General features: G+C 41.0%; 17 protein-coding genes, 1 tRNA gene and 1 other RNA gene. 7 read left to right on the top strand and 12 right to left on the bottom strand.

The window, feature by feature from the left end:
* Nucleotides 1–245: 245 nt before the first annotated feature.
* The 6 genes from cysM (at nucleotide 246) to ACMHKH_RS01415 (ending at nucleotide 8464) form a co-directional block, all read left to right on the top strand.
* Nucleotides 246–1214: a cysteine synthase CysM gene (cysM, locus tag ACMHKH_RS01440; RefSeq protein WP_413518905.1), complete on the top strand. Its 969-nt coding sequence runs from the start codon at nucleotides 246–248 to the stop codon at nucleotides 1212–1214.
* Between the two features lie 71 nt (nucleotides 1215–1285).
* Nucleotides 1286–2101, top strand: coding sequence for a 3'-5' exonuclease (locus tag ACMHKH_RS01435; protein WP_413518904.1), 816 nt, complete (start codon nucleotides 1286–1288; stop codon nucleotides 2099–2101).
* Nucleotides 2102–2268: 167 nt separating this feature from the next.
* A complete protein-coding gene (gene rlmD / locus ACMHKH_RS01430) occupies nucleotides 2269–3810 on the top strand; it encodes a 23S rRNA (uracil(1939)-C(5))-methyltransferase RlmD (protein WP_413518903.1) in 1542 nt (513 codons plus the stop codon).
* A gap of 369 nt (nucleotides 3811–4179) precedes the next feature.
* Nucleotides 4180–6720 carry a RelA/SpoT family protein gene (locus tag ACMHKH_RS01425; RefSeq protein WP_413518902.1) on the top strand — a complete coding sequence of 847 codons (2541 nt, stop codon included), beginning with the start codon at nucleotides 4180–4182 and terminating at the stop codon, nucleotides 6718–6720.
* Between the two features lie 63 nt (nucleotides 6721–6783).
* Entirely contained in the window at nucleotides 6784–7704 is a 921-nt protein-coding gene (gene mutM / locus ACMHKH_RS01420; protein ID WP_413518901.1) for a bifunctional DNA-formamidopyrimidine glycosylase/DNA-(apurinic or apyrimidinic site) lyase, read from the top strand.
* Between the two features lie 319 nt (nucleotides 7705–8023).
* Nucleotides 8024–8464 (top strand): hypothetical protein, encoded by a 441-nt coding sequence (locus ACMHKH_RS01415; protein WP_413518900.1) that lies wholly within the window; start codon nucleotides 8024–8026, stop codon nucleotides 8462–8464.
* Between the two features lie 98 nt (nucleotides 8465–8562).
* Here ACMHKH_RS01415 and mscL read toward each other — a convergent pair whose 3' ends face one another.
* The 3 genes from mscL to ACMHKH_RS01400 all read right to left on the bottom strand — a co-directional run bounded on the left by mscL (nucleotide 8563) and on the right by ACMHKH_RS01400 (nucleotide 12645).
* Nucleotides 8563–9000: a large conductance mechanosensitive channel protein MscL gene (mscL, locus tag ACMHKH_RS01410; RefSeq protein ID WP_413518899.1), complete on the bottom strand. Its 438-nt coding sequence runs from the start codon at nucleotides 8998–9000 to the stop codon at nucleotides 8563–8565.
* Nucleotides 9001–9287: 287 nt separating this feature from the next.
* Nucleotides 9288–11135 carry a translational GTPase TypA gene (gene typA, locus ACMHKH_RS01405; protein WP_413518898.1) on the bottom strand — a complete coding sequence of 616 codons (1848 nt, stop codon included), beginning with the start codon at nucleotides 11133–11135 and terminating at the stop codon, nucleotides 9288–9290.
* 340 nt (nucleotides 11136–11475) lie between these two features.
* Nucleotides 11476–12645, bottom strand: coding sequence for an OmpA family protein (locus ACMHKH_RS01400; protein WP_413518897.1), 1170 nt, complete (start codon nucleotides 12643–12645; stop codon nucleotides 11476–11478).
* Nucleotides 12646–13228: 583 nt separating this feature from the next.
* On the opposite strand from ACMHKH_RS01400, the gene ACMHKH_RS01395 reads away from it, so the two are divergent.
* The gene (locus ACMHKH_RS01395) at nucleotides 13229–13807 is read left to right on the top strand and encodes a Tfp pilus assembly protein FimT/FimU (RefSeq protein WP_413518896.1); all 579 of its coding nucleotides are present in this window, start codon (nucleotides 13229–13231) and stop codon (nucleotides 13805–13807) included.
* Nucleotides 13808–13853: 46 nt separating this feature from the next.
* Here ACMHKH_RS01395 and ACMHKH_RS01390 read toward each other — a convergent pair whose 3' ends face one another.
* The 9 genes from ACMHKH_RS01390 to rnpB form a co-directional block, all read right to left on the bottom strand.
* Complete coding sequence (locus ACMHKH_RS01390) at nucleotides 13854–14648, bottom strand: pyridoxine 5'-phosphate synthase (protein WP_413518895.1); 795 nt, start codon at nucleotides 14646–14648, stop codon at nucleotides 13854–13856.
* Between the two features lie 99 nt (nucleotides 14649–14747).
* The gene (gene recO / locus ACMHKH_RS01385) at nucleotides 14748–15515 is read right to left on the bottom strand and encodes a DNA repair protein RecO (protein WP_413518894.1); all 768 of its coding nucleotides are present in this window, start codon (nucleotides 15513–15515) and stop codon (nucleotides 14748–14750) included.
* Nucleotides 15516–15563: 48 nt separating this feature from the next.
* Nucleotides 15564–16679 (bottom strand): GTPase Era, encoded by a 1116-nt coding sequence (gene era / locus ACMHKH_RS01380; RefSeq protein WP_413518893.1) that lies wholly within the window; start codon nucleotides 16677–16679, stop codon nucleotides 15564–15566.
* 164 nt (nucleotides 16680–16843) lie between these two features.
* Nucleotides 16844–17641 carry a ribonuclease III gene (rnc, locus tag ACMHKH_RS01375; protein ID WP_413518892.1) on the bottom strand — a complete coding sequence of 266 codons (798 nt, stop codon included), beginning with the start codon at nucleotides 17639–17641 and terminating at the stop codon, nucleotides 16844–16846.
* Between the two features lie 148 nt (nucleotides 17642–17789).
* Nucleotides 17790–18185 (bottom strand): DUF4845 domain-containing protein, encoded by a 396-nt coding sequence (locus ACMHKH_RS01370; RefSeq protein ID WP_413518891.1) that lies wholly within the window; start codon nucleotides 18183–18185, stop codon nucleotides 17790–17792.
* Between the two features lie 160 nt (nucleotides 18186–18345).
* Nucleotides 18346–19248, bottom strand: coding sequence for a signal peptidase I (gene lepB / locus ACMHKH_RS01365; RefSeq protein WP_413518890.1), 903 nt, complete (start codon nucleotides 19246–19248; stop codon nucleotides 18346–18348).
* A 118-nt stretch (nucleotides 19249–19366) separates the two neighbouring features.
* Nucleotides 19367–21163: a translation elongation factor 4 gene (gene lepA / locus ACMHKH_RS01360; RefSeq protein WP_413518889.1), complete on the bottom strand. Its 1797-nt coding sequence runs from the start codon at nucleotides 21161–21163 to the stop codon at nucleotides 19367–19369.
* Nucleotides 21164–21583: 420 nt separating this feature from the next.
* Nucleotides 21584–21660, bottom strand: a tRNA-Met gene (locus tag ACMHKH_RS01355).
* Nucleotides 21661–21835: 175 nt separating this feature from the next.
* Nucleotides 21836–22218, bottom strand: an RNA gene (rnpB, locus tag ACMHKH_RS01350) — RNase P RNA component class A.
* Nucleotides 22219–22272: the final 54 nt, after the last annotated feature.

Here is a 22272-nt window from a genome sequence, read left to right as displayed (position 1 = left end):
AATTTTATTTATCATAATAAACACCTGACAGCCGCGTTGTATTCACTTATTATTGTTGACGCATTTAGCAATGCAGAGTTATTTAAGTTCTCGATACAACCATATATAGAATTATAAAAGCGCGACCGTTACCTTTAGAGCAGGGTTTTACAGACAACGGGTTACTATCTCGTTAAACTATTTAAAACTGATAGCACTTTTCAAATTAATAATACTTTTCAAACTGATATAACTAAGGATACTTTATGTCCGCTACGGCTCCGTTAAACGCCAGCTTTATTACTCAAATTACTGACCTTGCTGATTGCGTCGGTCAAACGCCGTTGGTCAAATTGCAGCGTTTACCTGAGCAAGAGCAGATTAACAATGGCGCTATCATGCTTGCCAAACTTGAAGGTAATAATCCTGCTGGTTCTGTGAAAGATCGTCCTGCCTTTAATATGATTTATCAAGCGGAGCTGCGCGGTGATATCAAGCCAGGTGATATGTTGATTGAAGCGACTAGTGGTAATACTGGTATTGCTTTGGCTATGGTGGCGGCGATGCGTGGCTACCCGATTACCTTGTTTATGCCAAGTAACTCAACCCAAGAGCGTAAGGATGCTATGACCGCTTATGGTGCAACGCTGATTGAGGTAGAAGAAGGCATAGAAGCCGCTCGCGATATGGCGCTACAGATGCAAACCGATGGCAAAGGTATTGTATTAGATCAGTTTAATAATCCTGATAATAGACAGGCACATTATCTGACCACAGGTCCAGAGCTTTGGACGCAAACCGAGGGTAAAATCACTCACTTTATTAGCTCTATGGGTACTACTGGCACCATTACCGGCGTGGCACAATATCTAAAAGAGCAAAATCCTGCCATACAAATCATCGGTTTGCAGCCGGATGAAGAAGCCTCTATCGCTGGTATCCGCCGCTGGCCCGCCGCTTATATGCCAGGGATTTTTGATGCCGACCTAGTTGATGAGATTATGGATATCGATCAGCGCGTCGCTGAAGTGTATATGCGGAAGCTTGCTAAAACCGAAGGGATTTTTGCAGGCGTCTCATCCGGTGCAGCAGCATGGGCAGCCACACAAGTTGCTAAGGCAAATCCTGATGCCGTTATTGCTTTTATTGTCTGTGACCGCGGTGATCGTTATTTATCGACCGGATTGTACAATGTTGATGATAGTGTTGACGACAGCTTAGATAACGTAAACTAAGATAATCTATATACAACGCACTCAATGTGTTTACTATAGCTTTATCAGCCCATAATCAGGTAGAGAACTCTATGTCACAAGCTTTTTCGTCTGACCCGATACTGGTCTTTGATATTGAGACAGTTGCCGATGTCGATGCTGCCCGCCGTATCTATCCGCAATTGGCAATGCTCAATGACGCAGACACGCTCAGTGCTTTAACTGCCATTCGCATACAAGAAGCGGGGCATGATTTTATGCGTTTACCATTACAGCGTATTGTCTGTATCTCTGCGCTGTATATCAAGGATGGAACATTTTCGTTATTTTCGCTTACTGCTGATAAATTTAGCGAAGAAGAAATTCTTGCTAAGTTTTTTCGCGCCTTTAATGATATTGCAAAACTACCTAAATTGATCAGCTGGAATGGCTCAGGTTTTGATATTCCTGTCCTTATTTATCGTGCCATACAATACAATTTGGCAGCGCCTTGGTTATTTGAAGAAGGCGAGCGTATCAAAAATATGCGTTTTGATAACTATGTCAATCGCTTCCATAGCCGCCATCTTGATTTGATGGATCGGTTTAGCCAATACGGCGCCAGTCGCCGCGAAGCAATGGATGTCGTTGCGAGCTTATATGGCTTACCCGGTAAGACGGATGTCGATGGTAGTATGGTTGGCGATCTGGTTAGTAATAATGAGTGGCAAATACTGTCCATATATTGCGAGTCTGATGTGATGAATACTTGGCTGATATATCTGCGTTGGCTACGCTTGACCGGTCAGCTGTCCTTGCCAGACTTTGCAGTTTGGCAGCAGCAAAGCCGCGATTATTTAACCAAATTTACCCAAGCTGATGGCACGCCTCGCCATCAGGCATTTTTGAATGATTGGGTTAGCATCTAAAAAACTTAGCAGATTTAACAGACTAACTTTTTGATAAATACTGTCTTTAAGCGATGATTATAGTTTTATGATCACCGCTTTTTTACTTTGTGAGCGCCTAATACCTTGGCTGCTTTCTATGTTAAAATTACTATTATTTTTAACACCTTCATTTTATAGGCAGGTTTATGCAACCCACCGATTCAAAGACTTTTAGCAATGTAGATGCGACCGAACAGGCAAATGAGACACAAAAAATTACGATTCCGCCTAATAAGAAAAAATCTAAACCCTCATCAAAGACACGTCGTCGTTTAAAAGATGCTGAGGCACTTCCCTTTACTATCGATGGCTTGTCGCATGATGGGCGCGGCGTTGCGGTATATGGTAATGGTTTTAGCGAAGCTGACGGTCATATCACTGACAAGCATGGCAAAAAAATCTTTGTCAGTTTTGCATTGCCGGGTGAAAGTGCGTTGGTCAAAATTACCAATAGCCGCACCAGCTTTGAAGAAGGCGATGCGGTGAGCATTACTGCCAATCCAAATCCTGAACGTACGGTACCGCCCTGCCCGCATTTTGGTGTCTGCGGTGGCTGTAACTTGCAGCATTGGCAGCCAGATGCACAAATTAACTTTAAGCAATCTGTCCTTGCTGAGATGTTGGTGCATCAAGCTAATGTTGCCCCTGATCAATGGCTTGAGCCGGTCGTCGGTGACCGCCTTGGTTATCGTACCAAAGCACGACTCGGCGTACGTTATGTCGTCAAAAAAGAAACGGCTTTGGTCGGTTTTCGCGAGCGTTCAAGTAATTTTTTAGCGGAGCTAAATGAATGCCATATCTTAGATCCACGTATTGGCTTTGAGATTGAAAACTTAAAAACCCTTATTAGTACTTTAGAAAGCCGTGACAAGATTGCCCAGCTTGAATTAGCAATGGGCGAGCATTTGCCAGAGCTACCTGATGGTAATCAACCAGTTGCACTGATTGTACGTAACCTCGAGCCATTGTCAGATGGGGATATCGACAAGCTCAAGGTATTTTTTGCAGCGCGTAATTGGCAGTTATATTTGCAATCAAAGGGTGCAGATAGCATCCAACGTATTGCTTTAAGAGATACAGATGATTTAAGCGAGCAGTTTGGCCGTTTATATTATCAATTGCCAGAGTATGATTTGACGTTTGAATTTATCCCTACCGATTTTACCCAAGTTAATCTATCAGTAAACCGTCAGATGACCAAACTTGCGTGTGACTTGCTTGATTTAAAAGCAGGCGAACGCGTGCTAGATTTATTTAGTGGTTTAGGCAATTTTAGCTTACCACTTGCACGCTTGGTTGGTGAAACTGGCTCAGTAGTCGGTGTTGAAGGTAGTGAGGCAATGACCGCACGTGCAGCTGATAATGCACGCCGCAATGGCATTAATAACACTGAATTTTATAGCCAAGATTTGACGCATGACTGTACGGATAAGCCTTGGGCTAATCAGGGGTTTGATGCACTACTTATCGATCCACCGCGTTCTGGCGCATGGGAGATTATGCAATATCTGCCTAAGTTTAACGCTGAACGGATTGTCTATGTTTCTTGTAATCCTGCTACGCTTGCTCGTGATACCAAAGCATTGCTCGAGCAAGGCTATCGTTTGACTCATGCTGGCGTGATGGATATGTTTTGCCATACGGGTCACGTTGAGTCCATTGCCCGCTTTGAAAAAGTCGCTGCTTAAACACTGTGTGATGGCAGCGTTTGGTATTAAACCATGACTTTTATAGCCATGAATAAATGCAAGATAACAATGATAGCTGTTTTATCTGCATAACGATGCTAACGCTATCATTACAGAGCCTTGCTTGATTTGTCATCGCAACATGCGATAATAATAACCACTGCTTTTATTATTTATAAAAACACAGTGAGTCTATGTACTCATGTTTCTATGCAAGATCCCTATAATTGATTTTATAGCTGCTAAAAAACGGATTTTTTAGCGGCTGTACTGATTTATAACTGACCATTTATCAATAGCAAGCTTATATCTAGCTCTAACACTGTAGATGGCGTTATTATCAAGTCAAATAGCTAAGAGGAGTGGGCTATGGTAAAAATTCGTGAAGGATTACCGCTGGTAGATGGACAAACCACGCAAGCCGATAGCGCAACTTTGGCGGCGCAACTGGTTGCGAGTCAACGCTCTCATCAGTCTGCCAATAGCTATGCCCAAATTCCACTGGATATAAAACATCAGCTCGCCACTCACAAACTCCATACTACCTTTGATCGCTCGGTTAATTATGCTTACTATAGTCATGACCCAAATCTTGAAAACGAGTTTTTAAGAAATAAAATCATTGATGAATCCGCAACGTTTTCTCAGCAACAGCTTGAAGCGATAGATTTAGATCAAATCAATATTGATGTACCTACTTGGCTTGACAATGTTGCTAAGCGTATTGGGCAAGAATCAGTGCCCAATCTTGGCGCTGCTTGTGAGTTTATCCGCAGGCATATGAATACTAGTGAGTCAGAGCGTTCAGGCGCTTACGTAACCGGTATTGGTATGACAGATATCCTAACTTACCTTTATCAAGATGAAGATGCCCTAGTCGCTGCTATGCTGTATCGTAGTGCGCGCAAATCAATTATCAGCCTTAGCGAAATCGAAAAAAAGTTTGGTGCTGACATCGCAACCTTGGTCAAAGATACCTTGGCGATGGGACAACTGTCTGAAATTATTGAAAATAATAAACGCTTAGAAGATCATTTCGTTAATAATCAGCGTGATCAGTTATCAAATATTTATAGTATGCTTATTTCGGTCACTAACGATGTACGTGTGGTATTAATTAAGCTTGCTGAGCGTACTTTTGCCATGCGCGAGCTGACTTTTTCTGATGAAGATCGGCAAAATCGTGTGGCGCGTGAAGTCATGACTATTTATGCCCCATTGGCACATCGTCTGGGTATTGCCCAGCTTAAATGGGAGCTTGAGGATTTAGCGTTTCGCTATCTTGCCCCTGATCGTTATAAAGAGATTGCCAAGCTGTTATCAGAAAAGCGTAGCGAGCGTGAATCCTATATTCAGCGCGTGCAAGATAAACTTAACGATTCTTTGGCAGCAGCCGGTATTGAGGGCGAAGTTTCAGGGCGCGTTAAGCACATTTATTCCATTTATCGAAAAATGAAGCTTAAAGGCTTGTCCTTTGATCAGCTATACGATATCCGTGCGCTACGTGTCTTGGTCACTAGTCCGTCAGACTGTTATCACGTACTTGGTCTGGTACATGGTTTATGGCGTTATATTCCTGAGCAATTCGACGATTATATTACCAACCCGAAGTCTAACGGTTATCGCTCCTTACATACTGCGGTTATTGCCGAAAATAAATCGCTTGAAGTACAAATTCGTACTCAAGAGATGCATTTTGAAGCTGAGCTTGGCATGTGTGCTCATGTCAATTATAAAGAAGGGCTAAAAAACAAAAAAGACAATTACCTTAATCAAAGAATCAGCTCTTTACGTCAATTGCTATCTATCAATAATCAGACGCGCACTTCCTCATTAACCGATGATGAGCTAGAGGAAGTTGAATTCGATGACGAAGAGCAATTGGTTGATTTTGATGAGCTCGAACGTATTTATATCTTTAGTCGTGACGGCGATATCACCGAGCTACCAAAAGGCGCGACGGTATTAGATTTTGCCTATTACGTTCATACGCAAGTCGGTAATCGTGCCCAAGCAGCACGCGTCAATCAGCGTTATGTACCGCTCACCTATCAGCTCAAAACCGGCGAGCAAGTTGAGATTATTACCAAGTCCTCACGTGAGCCCAATCGCGATTGGCTGGTGGCTTCACTTGGCTATATTCATACCAACCGTGCCCGCTCAAAACTGCGTCAATGGTTTAATAAGCAAGACCGTGATAAGAATATCGAAATCGGCCGTCAGATGCTGAGCAAAGAGCTTGAACGCTTATCAGTGCACCCTAATAGCATTGATTTAAACGACTATATCCAGCATTTTCATGTCAATAATACTGATGATATTGTGGTCGGTTTGGTGACTGGTGAAATTGGTCTCAATCAGCTGACCAGTCATATCTCTCGGCAGCTACATCTAGAACCTGAAAGGTCTGAAGAAGATTTTTCACCTATTATCGATAAAAGAGATTCAGGTAAACTTGATGCTTATAAAATCCAAATCGATGGCTTGGATAATATCGAAGTTGGTTTAGCGGGCTGCTGTCATCCCGTGCATGGTGAGCCTATCGCCGGCTACATTACTTTGTCGCGCGGTGTTAGCGTCCATAATCGCGGTTGCCCTGAGTATCTACGCTTAATAGAACGTGACCCTGAACGCGAAATTAAGGCAGCTTGGAAGGTTAAGTCAGGTCGCTATCAGCCAGTCGACATTCATATAGAAGCCTATGATAGACGTGGTTTATTAAAAGATTTGACCCAGATTATTGACAAAGAAAACGTCAATATTCGTCAAGTTGAAACGCTGAGTAATGATGACAATATTGCTTTTTTAAAATTTCATATCGAAGTTTCTGGGCTAGCACATTTATCAAAACTGCTTGCCAAGCTTGAACAGCAGCATGGTGTGTTACATGCTCGGCGTGCGGTTGCTTAATGACACTATTGATATCATTAATAGAAAAACTTCCAATTCTTAATAGAGATTATATAAAATACCATGCCTGAGTTACCAGAAGTAGAAACGACGAAAGCGAGTCTGACGCCATTATTAGGTCAAAAAGTCACTAAGGTAGAAGTATTCCAGCCCAAACTGCGTTGGTCGATACCTGATAATTTAGCAGACTTGGTTAATTACACGTTGGATAGCGTTGAGCGACGAGCAAAGTATTTAATCTTAAATTTTACGCCATTACCGGATAATAATATTTCTTCTATTCCACCTAAAGCATTGCAGCAACGACAACTTCTAGTGCATCTTGGCATGTCAGGTAGCTTGCAACAACACAGTCATGCAAGTGATAAGCGCAAACATGACCATTTGGTGATAAGCTTTATCGGTATCGATAATAACCAAACGCAGCTACACTACTATGACCCTAGACGCTTTGGTTCTATCTTATGGCTTGAGGATTATGGAGACAAACTATTAAACCATTTAGGGCCTGAGCCATTATCAGATGAGTTTACAGCGGACTATTTGTATCATCTCATCCAGCGCAGCGATAAATCTACTCAAATTCAAAAAACCACATCGACTAAGAAGCAGCCTATTAAACGAGCTATCAAATCAGTGATTATGGAACAGCAAGTTGTCGTCGGCGTAGGTAATATTTATGCTACTGAGAGCTTATATCTCTCAGGTATTCATCCTGCCACCCCAGCGAATCAGGTGTCATACGCACAAACAGTTATTTTAGTAGACCATATCAAAACGATTTTACAAAAAGCGATCAAGCTTGGTGGTTCAACACTGCGTGACTTTACGGTTGCTGACGGTCAAACAGGCTACTTCCAACAGACCCTAAATGTCTATGGTAGACAAGGCAAACAATGTCCGCACTGTGATTCGGTGCTAGAGAACATTAAGCTGAATGGTCGTGCTAGTGTTTACTGCCCTGTTTGTCAGCCTATCAATTAACTTGAAATTTTTTCTATGCAGAACTTAATATTGATTTCGGTAGGCTAGACCGAGACCATAGAGCAGTTCACCGCTCTTTAGCTACTAATCATTTGGAAAAAGTGATTAATAAACATACCCTCATATGCTGCGCATTTTTGTTGCTTATTAACCAACATATTGCTTTAATAGAGCCAGCACTTACATAAATAGTGCAAACCATTTATTTACCTGTAATATATATATATATATCATTTATCGTTGCTGTGATAATTTGGTTTATCTGAAAATATCGTAGCAGCTCTTCATCATACTATTTATGAGTTTTTAGGATATCATTATGACTGCTCAAGCTAACGTCAAACGCAGCGCAAAATATAAGCTATTATCTATTATGGTAAGTACTGGCTTAGTATTTGCTAGCATGCAACCTGCTTTGGCAGCGATAGAGATTGATGAAACAGATTTTGGTCCCTCTTATGAAACCATGGCGGTAGATACGATTGTTGGCAAGCCTTTACAGTTGGTTGCAGCGCTTGCAGGTACAGCCGCTTATATCGTCAGCCTACCCTTTTCTTTGATTGGTGGTAATGCCGACCAAGCTCAGCAAAAACTTTTCGTTGAGCCATGGGACGCTATGGGTCGCTGTTTAGGCTGTACTGTCGCAGAAGACAATTATTATAAATCACAGGTTATTAACAATAACGTCGTACGTATCGTGGTTGATCAACCGTCTGAGATTATCATTAATACCAATGATTATGTGGTCGTCAAACCTTAGGCAGAGTTACACTTCTACCCCTATATAGAAATCCGAATAAAAAAGGCTAACATGATGTTAGCCTTTTTGCTTTTTAACTAAAAATCAGTAAGCTAAGTCTACTTATTAATATTACCAAGCTTAGCACTGATTTCACGTAGCAACTGCACTTCCTCAGAAGGACCTGCTATCTCTTCCACAATCTCATCTTTACGGCGCAATCGATTGACCATTTTTATCATCATAAAGATAATGAACGCCAAAATTAAAAAGTTAATCAGTACAGTAATAAAACTGCCATATGCCAACACAGGAACGCCAGCTGCTTTGAGGGCGTCATAATTCCTCGCCACACCTTCAGGCGCATCGCCTAAGATAACAAACATATTTTTAAAATTAATTTCGCCGCCAGCAATAAAAGCAACGATAGGCATAATAATGTCCTCTACTAAAGAGGTTGTGATCGTAGCGAAAGCCCCACCGATAATCACACCGACGGCGAGGTCCATCACATTGCCCTTTAAGGCAAATTCTTTAAACTCAGATACCATACTCATAACTTTCCTCCTCAGAAATCTTATCTATCATAAGATAAGCGTATAAATCATAGATCTAGCCGATTTTAAACATTAACCTACAATGTGCTTATTATTTTAATAAACTATATTTGACCATTGTGTTTTTATTCTAGAGAAATTGCAAGACAAAAAAAAGCATAGAATGAGTCATATTTAACTCATTCTATGCTGTTTACTAGATATTGAATTTAATACCGATAGTGGCTATCAAAAATATCTATTAATACCGAACCAAATAATGTATTAACATTATTTATAGTCAAGTATTAAGCACCCTTCTTACGACCATAACGCTTACGTTCACTTTCAGTCAAATAGCGCTTACGCAGACGAATGGCTTTCGGTGTTACTTCAACCAATTCATCATCTTGGATGAATTCAAGTGCTTGCTCAAGCGTAAACTTAACTGCTGGAGTCAGCGTCAATGCTTCATCAGTACCACTAGCACGAACGTTGGTTAACTGCTTACCAGTCGTCGGGTTCACTGCCATGTCATCATTACGGGAGTTGAGACCAATGATCATACCTTCGTAAACTTCAAGCTGTGGCTCAGCAAATAACTTACCGCGTTTTTGTAGGTTAAATAAAGCAAAACCTAAGCAAACACCCTTCGCCATAGAAACCAAGACACCATTAGAGCGAGCACCAACCTCACCAACTTTCTGTGGACCATAATGTGAGAAGCTTGACGTCATGATGCCTGTACCTGAAGTCAGGGTTAAGAACTCAGAGCGGAAACCAATCAAACCACGGGCAGGCATAGTTGCTTCGATACGCATACGACCTTTACCATCAAGCTCCATATTAGTCATCTCGCCTTTACGCAAGCCAACCTGTTCCATGATAGGACCTTGATGCGCATCTTCGATATCGAAGACAACGTTTTCATACGGCTCTTGTAGCTTACCATCAACTTCTTTGACGATAACTTCTGGACCTGAAACGCCCATCTCGAAACCTTCACGGCGCATATTTTCGATCAATACAGATAGATGCAGCTCGCCACGACCTGATACTTTAAACTTATCAGGAGACTCTGTATCTTCAACACGTAGTGCTACGTTATGAATCAACTCACGCTCTAAACGCTCACGAATATTACGTGAAGTCACAAACTTACCTTCGCGACCAGCAAACGGTGAGTTATTTACTTGGAAGTTCATTGATACGGTTGGTTCATCAACCGTTAATGGCGGTAATGCTTCAACAGTGCTAGGATCACAAATCGTATCTGAGATATTAAGTGCATCGATACCAGTAATACAAACGATATCACCCGCTTGCGCATCTTCTACATCAATACGATCAAGACCATGATAGCCCATGATTTTTAGAATACGACCGTTACGAGTATTGCCATTTTTATCAATGACCGTTACTTGTGTATTGGTTTTTACTTTACCGCGCTGAATACGACCAATACCGATAACACCAACGAAGCTGTTGTAATCAAGGCTTGAGATTTGCATACGGAACGGCGCTTCAGCATCGACTTGAGGAGGCTGAACCACGTCAACGATCGTTTTAAACAGTGGTGTCATGTCTTCAGCCAAATTATCAGCTTCTAGACCAGCAATACCGTTCAATGCAGAGGCATAAACTACTGGGAAATCTAACTGCTCATCAGTCGCCCCAAGATTATCGAACAAATCAAAAATTTGATCCATTACCCAATCAGGACGTGAGCCTGGGCGGTCAATTTTGTTAATAACAACGATAGGCTTTAGGCCTTGCTCGAACGCTTTTTGGGTTACAAAACGAGTCTGAGGCATAGGACCATCGACACCGTCTACGACTAAAAGCACGCAATCAACCATTGACATAACACGCTCAACTTCACCACCAAAATCGGCGTGACCAGGGGTGTCGACAATATTGATACGGTATTCAGTACCATCAGTATCGTCAGTCCAACGGATGGCTGTATTCTTAGCCAAAATAGTAATACCACGTTCTTGCTCAATATCACCTGAATCCATTGCCCGCTCAGCAATGTTTGCTCGGTCGCCAAAAGTACCAGACTGATGTAATAGCTTATCAACCAAAGTAGTTTTACCGTGATCAACGTGGGCAATAATTGCAATGTTACGCAGGTGTTTGATATCGTTCGCCATATAAAATGCTCGTTTCGTCTTAAAAAATGCAGTAGCAGTAAGCACCGCTGGATAAGTTTTTGCCATTAATCAGATAAGTAGGATTACCCTATATCAAATGACTGTACAATGAGTAAAGCCATAAAATTAATAGAAGTAAAACAAAGACTTATGATGATAAATTCATCGTACAGATAGCTATGCTAGTGTACACTCTGTCAATTTACAAAGTGTCTGGGTCGCTAGTATAACATTATTGCATTATAAATTTATGTAATAACTCGATTTTATCAATACATAAATAAAAAAAAGCCACCTATTAGGTGGCTTTTTTGTAACTAAGAAATTATATAGTTATTACTTATTGAACAACCATATCTTTAGTTTGCTCTACGGTCATAGTTTTGTCACCAGTAATAATGGCATAAACACGACGGTTCATAGCGCGACCTTCTTCAGTGTTGTTATCAGCGATTGGTTGGTCATAACCATAACCAACAGTTGATAGACGGTTTGGTGCAATACCAAATTCGTTAGTCAACATAGATTTTACAGCAACAGCACGGGCTTCAGACAGACGTTGGTTATAACGTGCTGATGGACCAGTTTTAGACGCATGACCTTCAACACGAGCGGTAGAGTTAGGATACTCACGCATCTTCTCTGCTACTTTAGCGATTTCAGGTTTGTACTGGTTTTTGATAGCTGATTTATCGTTATCAAAGAATACACGTAGTTCCATTTTTAGCTCATCAGTAATATCTACTGGTACTGGGCAACCGCGCTCATCTACAACAACGTTCATTGGAGTACCTGGGCATGCATCGATGCTATCAGGTACGCCATCACCATCAGAATCAAGATCAGATTCTACAACAACGATTGGTGGAGTATAAACGTTAGGTTCTACCATTGGTGGAACCGCTACTGCAGGTGCTAAATGACCACCAAGTACTACTTCTAGACCGGCCAAAGCCATGCCTTCCCACCAGTTTTCATCAAAGTTATGAATCGCACGAGCTTCACCACGTAGGCTTAGCGCGTTATTTATGCGATACATAGCACCCAGACCTAGGTTACCAATGGTATCTTTAGAACCAGTAACGAAGTTACCTGCTGCATCTTCAAACTCAAGTTTAGACTGACCAGCACCAACTAAGATATATGGTTTAAGTGCGTTATCAGTATAACCAGTAAATTCCTCAGTACCAATCAAGAAGTTACCAGAGATCGTTTCTTGTTCAGCATCATAAGAACCAGTTAATCCTGGATTCTTACTTCCACCATCAGTATTTGATACACCGTATTCTACTTGAAACTGGGTAGAAGGAGTCAGTTCGATACCTAGTGCTGCACCAGTATACAAACCATCTTCTTTATAAAGGCCGCCGGTAGTTTCAGCTTGCTCATCAGAAGCACCTTCGCTGTAGTGATAACCAAGCAGTAATGGGCTGATAGTAACACCAGCGTTAGCTGCTAGTGGGGCTGCTGTAATGGCAAATAGTGCCAAAGCAATTTTATTTAATTTCATGAACTTCCTCCAAAGGATAATGTTAGTAATGCATTAAGCAAAACCGCTGCTCGAGATGCTTAGAAATAAACATCATTTACGAACTTAAAACTACAAAGCAAAACCAATTAAGCAGTAGCTTAGCCATTCTTAATTCAGATTACAACTTTTTTCGTAAACCAGCTACACATTATTACACGATAATGTCATAACTAAAACACATTCGCCTGCTTAACTTACTGAGAGCTAACACACTTTACATTCTTTATCTTTTGTATGTTAGATCGCAATAGATGATGAAACGATTCCTACCTATTGTTGCCACTCATTTTAATACAAGTAGTTAATTTTCTCTATTGTTAAAATCATCTATTCACGAATTGAAACATTCTTTGACACTAGACATATATTTGGTTTATATTACACCTTGTAATAGTGAACAATATTTCACTTACTATATTTAATAGTAATTTGGATATTTACTGTTGTGAATATTCAAATTACTAAAATCAACTGACCAATAAACATGAACAATTATCTCAAAATCATGATTAATAATTAAACCCATTTTAGCTATCCCTTTCATAATAGGTAGCAATACAATATGGTCAAATTATCTGAAAATTTTCTAAAGCCCTCTATATACTGTAACGAGCGAGGCTTTAGTTTAATAGAGTTGATAGTAACAGTTGCCATCTTAGCAATAATAGCGATGATTGCCACACCCTATATCTTAAGCCTATTAGCGAATATGGAAGCTAAACGTATCGCAGTGCAAATAGATACCACTCTGAAATTAGCAAAAGCCGAGAGTCATATTAGAAGACAAGATTTATTGGTTTGTTTATCTAATAGTGGTGGTCTTTGTCATAGAGACAGCTTTAAACAGTTATTACTATTCTCCGATAAAAACAATAATAACAATTTCGACGCGGGAATTGACTATCTAGTAGATGAACAGTCGTTAAACCCGAAATACAGTACTTTATATTTACGGGTTGGTAATAACCGTCACTATACTAAGTTTTGGGGCGATAGCGGCAGTCCTCGAGGGCATTTTGGACATATCAAATACTGTCCAACCTCAACCTACAATCACACCATGTATCAAATCTCATTTAGTCAAATAGGTCGTATTACTTATAAGCCCCATGAAAATTACCCGACCGGATGTGGTACTTGATAAAAGCTTTATATAAGCTGAGAATGAACTGTCGTAGCTGTTGCAATTATTCATGCATCGCCGTTTTCATCATAATAACGGCCTGCTCCATTCCCACAAACAATGCATCTGCTATCAAGGCATGACCAATATTTAGCTCATATATACCGTCAATTTGGGCAATTGCATTTACATTATCACGTGTCAGACCGTGACCGGCGTTGACCAACAGCTTACTATCCATTTTTTTAGCAATTATCACAGCATTTTTGATACGTTCAAGCTCTACACTTACTTTATCTACATCGCCTGCTAAACCTGCCTCAGCATAAGAACCTGTATGCAATTCAATAGCGTCAGCACCACAAGTAACTGCTGCCTCAATTTGCTTGTTTTCTGGATCAATAAATAGAGAAACTTTAATGCCTGCTGTTTGTAATTTACTGACATAATCTTTCAATAAATCTAGCTGTCCTGCTACATCAAGACCACCTTCTGTGGTCAGTTCAGCACGTTTTTCTGGCACTAGGCATACCCAATAAGGTTTGACTTCACAGGCAATCGCTAGCATTTCAGTCGTGGCTGCCATCTCTAGATTCATTCTCGTGGCCAACTGCCCTGCCATCTCATACACATCTGCATCTTGAATATGACGGCGATCTTCACGTAAATGGATGGTGATGCCATCGGCACCTGCTTTCTCACATAACAGGGCTGCCACTAACGGACTTGGGTAACTTACACCGCGTGCTTGACGTAAGGTTGCCACATGGTCAACGTTAACACCTAACAGTGGTTTGTTTGAAGTATTCTGTGAATTTTGCTCTAATGTAGTCGATAAAATCTTCGCTGTATCCGTCATAAAAAATCCTTTTATTTATAGTTAGATCATTTACTAAACATAGCTTGCAATATATTTACGATAAGTAACGTGTGGCGATACGCTATTATTCAAAACGCTTTATAGTTGATAACGCTGTTGCTGCTGCCAAAGTAAACGACTTTGTAGCGGTTGATAATCAAGCATATGATCAATCAACTGCCGATGCAAACGCGACCATGTGGTAAGCGTGCTATCACATAAACCTTGCTCTACCATCATCAAGATGTCCTTACCATTAAACACTGCCTGAGTCAGCATACTGTCGCTATTTTCTGTATTTAAGATTGGCACTAGACCTATATCAGGTAAAAATCGGTAAAATTGTTCAGGCTCAATAGGGTTTTCAAGGCTGTCTTGATATAACGTCAGTGAAAACCCTAACTCATCAAATAGATAGCTCTCAAACTGGCGCAAACATAAACGAAGCTTGTCAGCCGTTAAAGATTTTTTGAGCTCATATAGGCTATTTTGATAATGTTGCCATAATATTGGCATAGGATCTTCAGTAGGTAGTAAGCGCCATAATATCTCATTGAGATACAAGGCGGCATACTGGTTCTGACCTGTGATGCTTTCTTGATGCCGTAGTTCTGCATTCGTTACATCATCAGTTTCTTGAGAAACTAACTGTGCGACTGAACTAAAAGGGGCAATATTTATTTGGCTAAAGGTTTTTAGATCACGTTTGCCAGTCGCAAAGAGTTGTAACGGCATAAATAGTGGCGCGCCTTTTTTACCAACACCATGTATCACCCCATACTGCTGAGAAAATAAATAGTATAAGGCGCGCTTTTCTTGATAAGGGCGCTGGTGTAATAAATAACCAATTAACGCTTCGTTACGCATGGATTATTACCTCAGCTATAGTGAGCCCAACATAAAAGAGCGTTGCTATTAATATCCTAAACTGGTCAATGCGCGCTCGTCATCCGACCAGCCGCGTTTAACTTTCACCCACAGCGTTAACATGATTTTTTTATCAAACAAGAGTTCCATATCTTTACGCGCGTCCATACCGACTTGCTTGATACGTTGACCTTTATCGCCAATAACAATTGCCTTTTGACCGCTACGCTCAACATAAATAGTCGCATCAATAAAGGTACAAGCTTTACGTGGACGACCAGTTTTTGGATCAGTGTGAGCCGCTTCGTCTTTAAAACCATCAATTTGTACGGTTAAATCGTATGGTACTTCATCACCGGCGCTACGCATGATTTTTTCGCGAATGATTTCACTGGCTAAAAAGCGCTCTGAGCGATCGGTAATTTGTTCAGTATCATAAATTGGCGCAGCAACTGGCAAGTGTGATGCAATAACTTCTTGCAGACGATCTAAGTTTTGATTCTTTAATGCAGAAACTGGAACGATATCTGCAAAATCAAAGCTGTCATTAAAGGTTTCCATTAACGGTAAAACGCTGCCTTTATCTTTTAAAGTATCGGCTTTATTAATTACTAAAACTACAGTTAGATTGGTATCGCCAAGCTTTTGTAAAACCAGTAAATCATCGTCACGCCATTGGTCAGAATCAACCACAAATAAGACCAAGTCGACATCTATTAAGGCAGAGACAGCTGCTTTATTCATACGCTCATTGATAGCACGTACTTCGTTGCGATGAATACCTGGGGTGTCGACAAATACTGCCTGCATCTCATCATTAGACAAGATACCGTGGATACGATGGCGCGTAGTTTGTGGTTTACGCGAGGTGATAGAAAGCTTTTGACCCAATAAATGGTTCATCAAGGTTGATTTACCAACATTTGGGCGACCAACAATGGCGACATAGCCAGTTTTAAAGCCTTCAGCGGCAAGTTTACCAGTATCTGGTGAAAAAAATGCTTCGATTGCTGAATCGTTATCTACTGCGTTACTTTCTATTGTATCGTTTGTCACTACTCTATCTTCTACTACATTATTTTGGCTTGTATTCAGGTCAGTATTTTCGGTCATATTTGTGGCATTATCTTCATTATTTAATGGCAAGTCAGTGTGATTGCTCATAGGGTAATCCTGTGGAGGTTATCGTCAGTCAAACTGCTGTATACATATATAGCATAAAACAGCAGCACTGCTATTTAGTTAAAATCTATTCACTTAAAATCATTGGCTATCGCAATACTAATCTTTTAAAAAATGAGTATTTTAAAATGAAAGATAGTATAAAACTAGCTGCGCTTTTTAGGCACGCCTGGTAATTTATGAAGCTGGTTAATCATTAACTCTGCCGCTTTTTGCTCAGCGATACGGCGACTTTCGCCAGATTCAATGATATCAGGACAGTTAAGAATATTTACCTGACAGCGTACCACAAATATCTGATGCGGGGCATTGCCGCGTGTTTCCATCAACTCATAGTATGGCAAATCAAATTGCTTCGACTGCAACCATTCTTGTAAACGGCTCTTAGCATCTTTTAAAGCTTTTTGGTCGTTGACATTATCAATCAAATCGCCGTACCAAGAAAGTACACAGTCGCGCGTGATATTCATATCCTGACTGTCTAGATAAATAGCACCAATCAAAGACTCGACTGCGTCCGCCAGTATAGAAGCGCGATTACGACCGCCACCTTTACGTTCACCGACTCCCAATATCAGCTGATTTGACAGCTCTAAGTTTTGGGCAATGATGACCAAAGACTCTTGGCGTACAAGTGTGGCTCGCATACGGGTTAAACGACCTTCATTTTGGCTAGGATATCGATGGTATAGTGCTTCACCGACAATCATACCTAATAATGCATCACCTAAAAACTCCAAGCGCTCATAGTTCTTTTTACTATCGAATGAGCGATGGGTAAGAGCCAGCTTTGGTAGGCTTAAATCATTAAAAACATAACCCAACTTGCGCGTTAATATTGCTAAGCGTTGAATGAATTCTGAGCTAATAATAAGCGTGTCATCAGACAGGCTGTTCTTTGGTGGAGTATGATCCGCCTGAGTATACTGCGAAGTTGGTTTCATGCGCGGCTTATGATTATCCTTTTTGTTGCACTGTTTAAAATGATTAAATAGTAACGCTATTAAAATATAAAACACAAAAAACCAGCTCATAGACAACTACTTTCTAGAGTACTGGCTTTTTAAATAACTGCTGCTAAGATAGTTAAATTTATTCAGCTTTTGTAGGGTCAATATCGCCTTCAAAGCGATTCACGATATCAACGTTACCGAAGAGTTTATTGGTTACTTCATACTTTTTATAGACAGCCAATTGACCGGCTTTTTTATCTTTAAAGGTTAATACGTCTTCTGCTTTGGTATCGTAATCAGCATTGATAGACAGCTGCTTATCAACACGCTCAACGAACTGCTTAGCCGTCTCTTTATTATTATTGGATGCTTTAAGCTCAGCGCTCAAGGTTTTAGTCAGCTGATAATCACCAATTTGGGCCGGCACAATGGCAACAATCAACTTAACAACAAGGCCCAAAGCAATAATAATAAACACGATACTAGTGACACTAGCACCGCGCTGTGTTGATAAACCCGATAACTGTTGCACCATAATACCTCTCAGCAAAAAATAGCTATAATTTTATAAGCCTGTATTTCGATAAGTTTATCGAAAGAAAGTCATAATATTAGCACAAAACGTTTGTCGACGAATCAATCTGTAAAGCATTTATACTTTTAAGCAATAGTACTATTAAGCAATATGATCATTACTAATCGATAGCACCATTACGCGTAAAGCTAGGCATTTTAAGACCTGGTGGTTTATGCATCCAGATGTATACCGCTTTACCCGCTAAATTATCATCAGGCACGAAGCCCCAAAAACGTCCATCTGCGCTCCGATCACGGTTATCGCCCATGACAAAATACTGACCTTCTGGCACATTGATACGCCACTCACTGCCTTCTGAGCTCACTACTTCTGGTGATTTTTGCTGCAAAAACGGTGCGTATTGCGAACTGTTCATACCCTTTAAATAGCGCACAAGGTGTTCGTGCTTGCCTTGTGTTTCTTGAAAATACTGTGCTTCACCTTCTTCTTGTTGACCCATTGCCGCGGCATTCTCTTCTGAAAGTATTTGACCGGGCGCGATTTGTCCTGCGCCATATAGCTGTGAGGTCAGCTCTACATTGGCATCAAAATTCACCGCTTGGGTGGCAACAGGCACATCATTAATAGCAAGCTGCCCTTGATTATAACTAACCGTGTCACCGGGAAGCCCAATCACGCGCTTAATATAATAAATACTTGGATTTTCAGGATAGCGAAAAACAGCAACATCACCATGCTCAGGCGCGCCAGTATCAAGTACTTTGTTATAGCTTAATGGCAAGCGCACGCCATAAGCGTATTTATTGACGGCAATAAAATCGCCAGTATATAAAGTAGGTACCATAGAAGACGAAGGAATATTAAATGGCTCAATTAAGAACGAGCGTACAATTAATACTACCGCTAGCACAGGAAAGAAGTCATACGCCCAGCGTACCAACAAACTCTCTTTACCGCGACCCCGTGTTTGACGTTGTTTCAGTGTCAGCTTATCTAATAGCCAGATAATACCTAAACCAATGGTTAGTGGTACTAAAATTAAATTAAAATCGAAATCCATACTCAATTGCCTATTAACGAGCGACTTATCTGGCTATCTAAACTATCAACTATGCTACTGATTACACTATCAAAACTGGCAGTTGCCAGTAATTTAGCATCATTTATTCAGTAATGATTTAATCAACCTGCAACACGGCTAAGAAGGCTTCTTGTGGAATCTCCACATTACCCACTTGCTTCATGCGTTTTTTACCCGCTTTCTGCTTCGAGAGTAGCTTTTTCTTACGCGACACGTCACCACCATAACATTTTGCTAAGACGTCTTTACGCATGGCTTTTACGGTACTACGCCCGATGATCTGACTGCCAATTGCCGCTTGAATAGCCACATCGAACATCTGACGAGGTATCAACTCTTTCATCTTCGTGACTAATGCATTACCACGATAACGCGATTGGGTTTCATGCACAATCATGGCTAAAGCATCCACTTTATCGCCATTAATCAGCACATCAACTTTCACCAATTTATCGACTTGATAACGCTCGAAATTATAATCAAGTGAAGCAAATCCACGTGAAACGGACTTTAGGCGGTCAAAGAAGTCCATGACGACCTCACCCATTGGAATATCAAATATCAGCTGTACTTGACGACCCATAAAGCGCATATCAACTTGCACACCGCGACGCTCAATACAAAGCGTCATCACGTTACCCAAGTAATCTTGTGGTACTAAAATCTGACAGCGCGCAATCGGCTCACGGAATTCTTCAATATTATTCGGTTCAGGCAACCTTGATGGGTTATCAACGTAGATAATACTGCCATCTTTTTTTACAATCTCATAGATAACTGAGGGCGCTGTGGTAATCAAATCCAAGTCATACTCACGCTCTAGGCGCTCTTGGATAATTTCCATATGCAGCATACCGAGGAAGCCACAACGGAAACCAAAACCCAACGCATCTGATGTGTCAGGCTCAAAGAACAATGAGGCATCGTTGATTTGCAATTTTTGTAGCGCTTCACGGAACTTTTCAAAGTCCGTAGACTCAACAGGGAACATACCAGCATAAACTTGCGGCGTAATCTGCTTAAATCCAGGAATACGATCAACATCAGGCGTACTGGCATGCGTAATCGTATCACCAACTGGCGCACCGGCAATATCTTTAATACCGGCAATAATAAAACCCACTTCACCGGCTTGTAAGATACCCGTATCTAGCGGTTTTGGGGTAAAGACACCAATTGATCCGACTAGATGCGCATCTTTGGTAGATTTAATATAAAGTTTATCACCTTTTTTTATCGTACCTTGGCGTACCCGTACTAATGATACTACGCCTAAATAATTATCAAACCATGAGTCGATAATCAACGCTTGTAGTGGTGCATCACGATCACCCGTTGGCGCAGGGATAAATTCAACCAATGCCTCAAGTAATTTATCAACACCAAGACCAGACTTCGCGGATACGCGCGGCGCATCAACAGCATCAATACCAATGATGTCTTCAATCTCTTGAATAACACGCTCAGGCTCAACTTGCGGTAAGTCAATCTTGTTCAATACCGCCATGACCTCAAGACCTTGATCAACTGCAGTATAACAGTTGGCAACCGATTGTGCTTCAACTCCTTGCGCGGCATCAACCACCAATAGCGCGCCTTCACAAGCCGCTAGTGAACGTGAAACTTCATAAGAGAAGTCGACGTGACCTGGGGTATCAATAAAGTTTAGCTGATAGCGCTCACCATTGGGATGGTCATAATACAGCGTTACCGACTGGGCTTTGATGGTAATACCGCGCTCACGCTCAATATCCATGGAGTCGAGCACTTGCGCCTGCATCTCACGATCTTGCAGCGCGCCACACATCTGAATAAAACGATCAGCAAGGGTCGATTTGCCATGATCAATGTGGGCAATAATAGAAAAGTTACGAATATTGGCTAATGCAGTCACAAAGCGCCTACTAAATAATGGATGATGGAGTAATGAAAATAAATGCTGTTAGATGTAATCAATAGAATCTCCACTCATACTTAATACCAGCTAATACGCCAATACTATCGTGTTAAGTTAAAAAACCATCTCATCAAATTAAAAGCCCATGGCGCTTATTACTATTTATTAGCACTTATTGCTATGCGCAGGCATGTGAAGGTATTCTAGCAGTTTTCGGCTATAAAGTAAGTTGATTTTGTCAGTAAGCCTTGGTTTTATAAATAATGGTGAATAGGCTGAACCCAATTACAGAACATTTAATATTTTAGAACTACTATAAATTTCGTAGATAGCTATATTACTCTAAATAAAAAATGGGCAAAAAAAAGCCAATCACAGAATGATTGGCATTTTTAATATTACAGGTGTTGCTAAAAATGGTGGCGATGAAGAGACTTGAACTCTTGACCTCACGATTATGAGTCATGCGCTCTAACCAGCTGAGCTACATCGCCATTTAAGGCTCGGTATTATGCCGATATGAGTGACTTGCGTCAACCCCTAATTGGCTTTTTTTGCAAAAATATTGAACTAAATTCAAAATAAGCGCAATTTTAAAACACCAAACCGGTACTACTGTGTCTTTTTAAAGAAAAAATCTTAAAAAGATACGTTCAACAAACTGCTAAAAAGGTTGGTAAACCGATAAGCCGGGTTCTGTCGTGGACAATCATTCCTCTAGGCGCACAATCGCTCGTACGCTCAAGCAACCTACCCGCATCGAACGCGGGCCGCGCCATGCCGATGCCTATTTGGTCTTGCTACGCGTGGAGTTTACCATGCCGTGAACTGTTGCCAGCCACGCGGTGCGCTCTTACCGCACCCTTTCACCCTTACCGATGACATGAATATCTTGCGATACTCATATAAGCCAAAGGCGGTCTACTCTCTGCTGCACTGGTCGTCAAGTTACCCTGCCCAGCCGTTAGCTGGCACGCTGCCCTATGTAGCCCGGACTTTCCTCCCCTGCATGTCTGTTGCCAGTGTGCAGCGGCGATTGCCTAGTCTACCAAGCGCGCTAGTATAGCAAAATTCATTCTGCTTTCGGAAAGTTTTTTCAGCTTATT

It is taken from the genome of Psychrobacter glacincola (assembly GCF_965118485.1).
GTDB lineage: Bacteria > Pseudomonadota > Gammaproteobacteria > Pseudomonadales > Moraxellaceae > Psychrobacter > Psychrobacter glacincola_D.
The sequence above is the reverse complement of the archived record's forward strand: the minus strand, read 5'-3'. Positions and strand labels throughout refer to the sequence as shown.

What these genes read in the sequence shown, in the direction of transcription:
- cysM (WP_413518905.1), top strand. Translation starts at nt 246, where the DNA reads ATGTCCGCTACGGCTCCGTTAAACGCCAGCTTTATTACTCAAATTACT.
- ACMHKH_RS01435 (WP_413518904.1), top strand. Translation starts at nt 1,286, where the DNA reads ATGTCACAAGCTTTTTCGTCTGACCCGATACTGGTCTTTGATATTGAG.
- rlmD (WP_413518903.1), top strand. Translation starts at nt 2,269, where the DNA reads ATGCAACCCACCGATTCAAAGACTTTTAGCAATGTAGATGCGACCGAA.
- ACMHKH_RS01425 (WP_413518902.1), top strand. Translation starts at nt 4,180, where the DNA reads ATGGTAAAAATTCGTGAAGGATTACCGCTGGTAGATGGACAAACCACG.
- mutM (WP_413518901.1), top strand. Translation starts at nt 6,784, where the DNA reads ATGCCTGAGTTACCAGAAGTAGAAACGACGAAAGCGAGTCTGACGCCA.
- ACMHKH_RS01415 (WP_413518900.1), top strand. Translation starts at nt 8,024, where the DNA reads ATGACTGCTCAAGCTAACGTCAAACGCAGCGCAAAATATAAGCTATTA.
- mscL (WP_413518899.1), bottom strand. Translation starts at nt 9,000, where the DNA reads ATGAGTATGGTATCTGAGTTTAAAGAATTTGCCTTAAAGGGCAATGTG.
- typA (WP_413518898.1), bottom strand. Translation starts at nt 11,135, where the DNA reads ATGGCGAACGATATCAAACACCTGCGTAACATTGCAATTATTGCCCAC.
- ACMHKH_RS01400 (WP_413518897.1), bottom strand. Translation starts at nt 12,645, where the DNA reads ATGAAATTAAATAAAATTGCTTTGGCACTATTTGCCATTACAGCAGCC.
- ACMHKH_RS01395 (WP_413518896.1), top strand. Translation starts at nt 13,229, where the DNA reads ATGGTCAAATTATCTGAAAATTTTCTAAAGCCCTCTATATACTGTAAC.
- ACMHKH_RS01390 (WP_413518895.1), bottom strand. Translation starts at nt 14,648, where the DNA reads ATGACGGATACAGCGAAGATTTTATCGACTACATTAGAGCAAAATTCA.
- recO (WP_413518894.1), bottom strand. Translation starts at nt 15,515, where the DNA reads ATGCGTAACGAAGCGTTAATTGGTTATTTATTACACCAGCGCCCTTAT.
- era (WP_413518893.1), bottom strand. Translation starts at nt 16,679, where the DNA reads ATGAGCAATCACACTGACTTGCCATTAAATAATGAAGATAATGCCACA.
- rnc (WP_413518892.1), bottom strand. Translation starts at nt 17,641, where the DNA reads ATGAAACCAACTTCGCAGTATACTCAGGCGGATCATACTCCACCAAAG.
- ACMHKH_RS01370 (WP_413518891.1), bottom strand. Translation starts at nt 18,185, where the DNA reads ATGGTGCAACAGTTATCGGGTTTATCAACACAGCGCGGTGCTAGTGTC.
- lepB (WP_413518890.1), bottom strand. Translation starts at nt 19,248, where the DNA reads ATGGATTTCGATTTTAATTTAATTTTAGTACCACTAACCATTGGTTTA.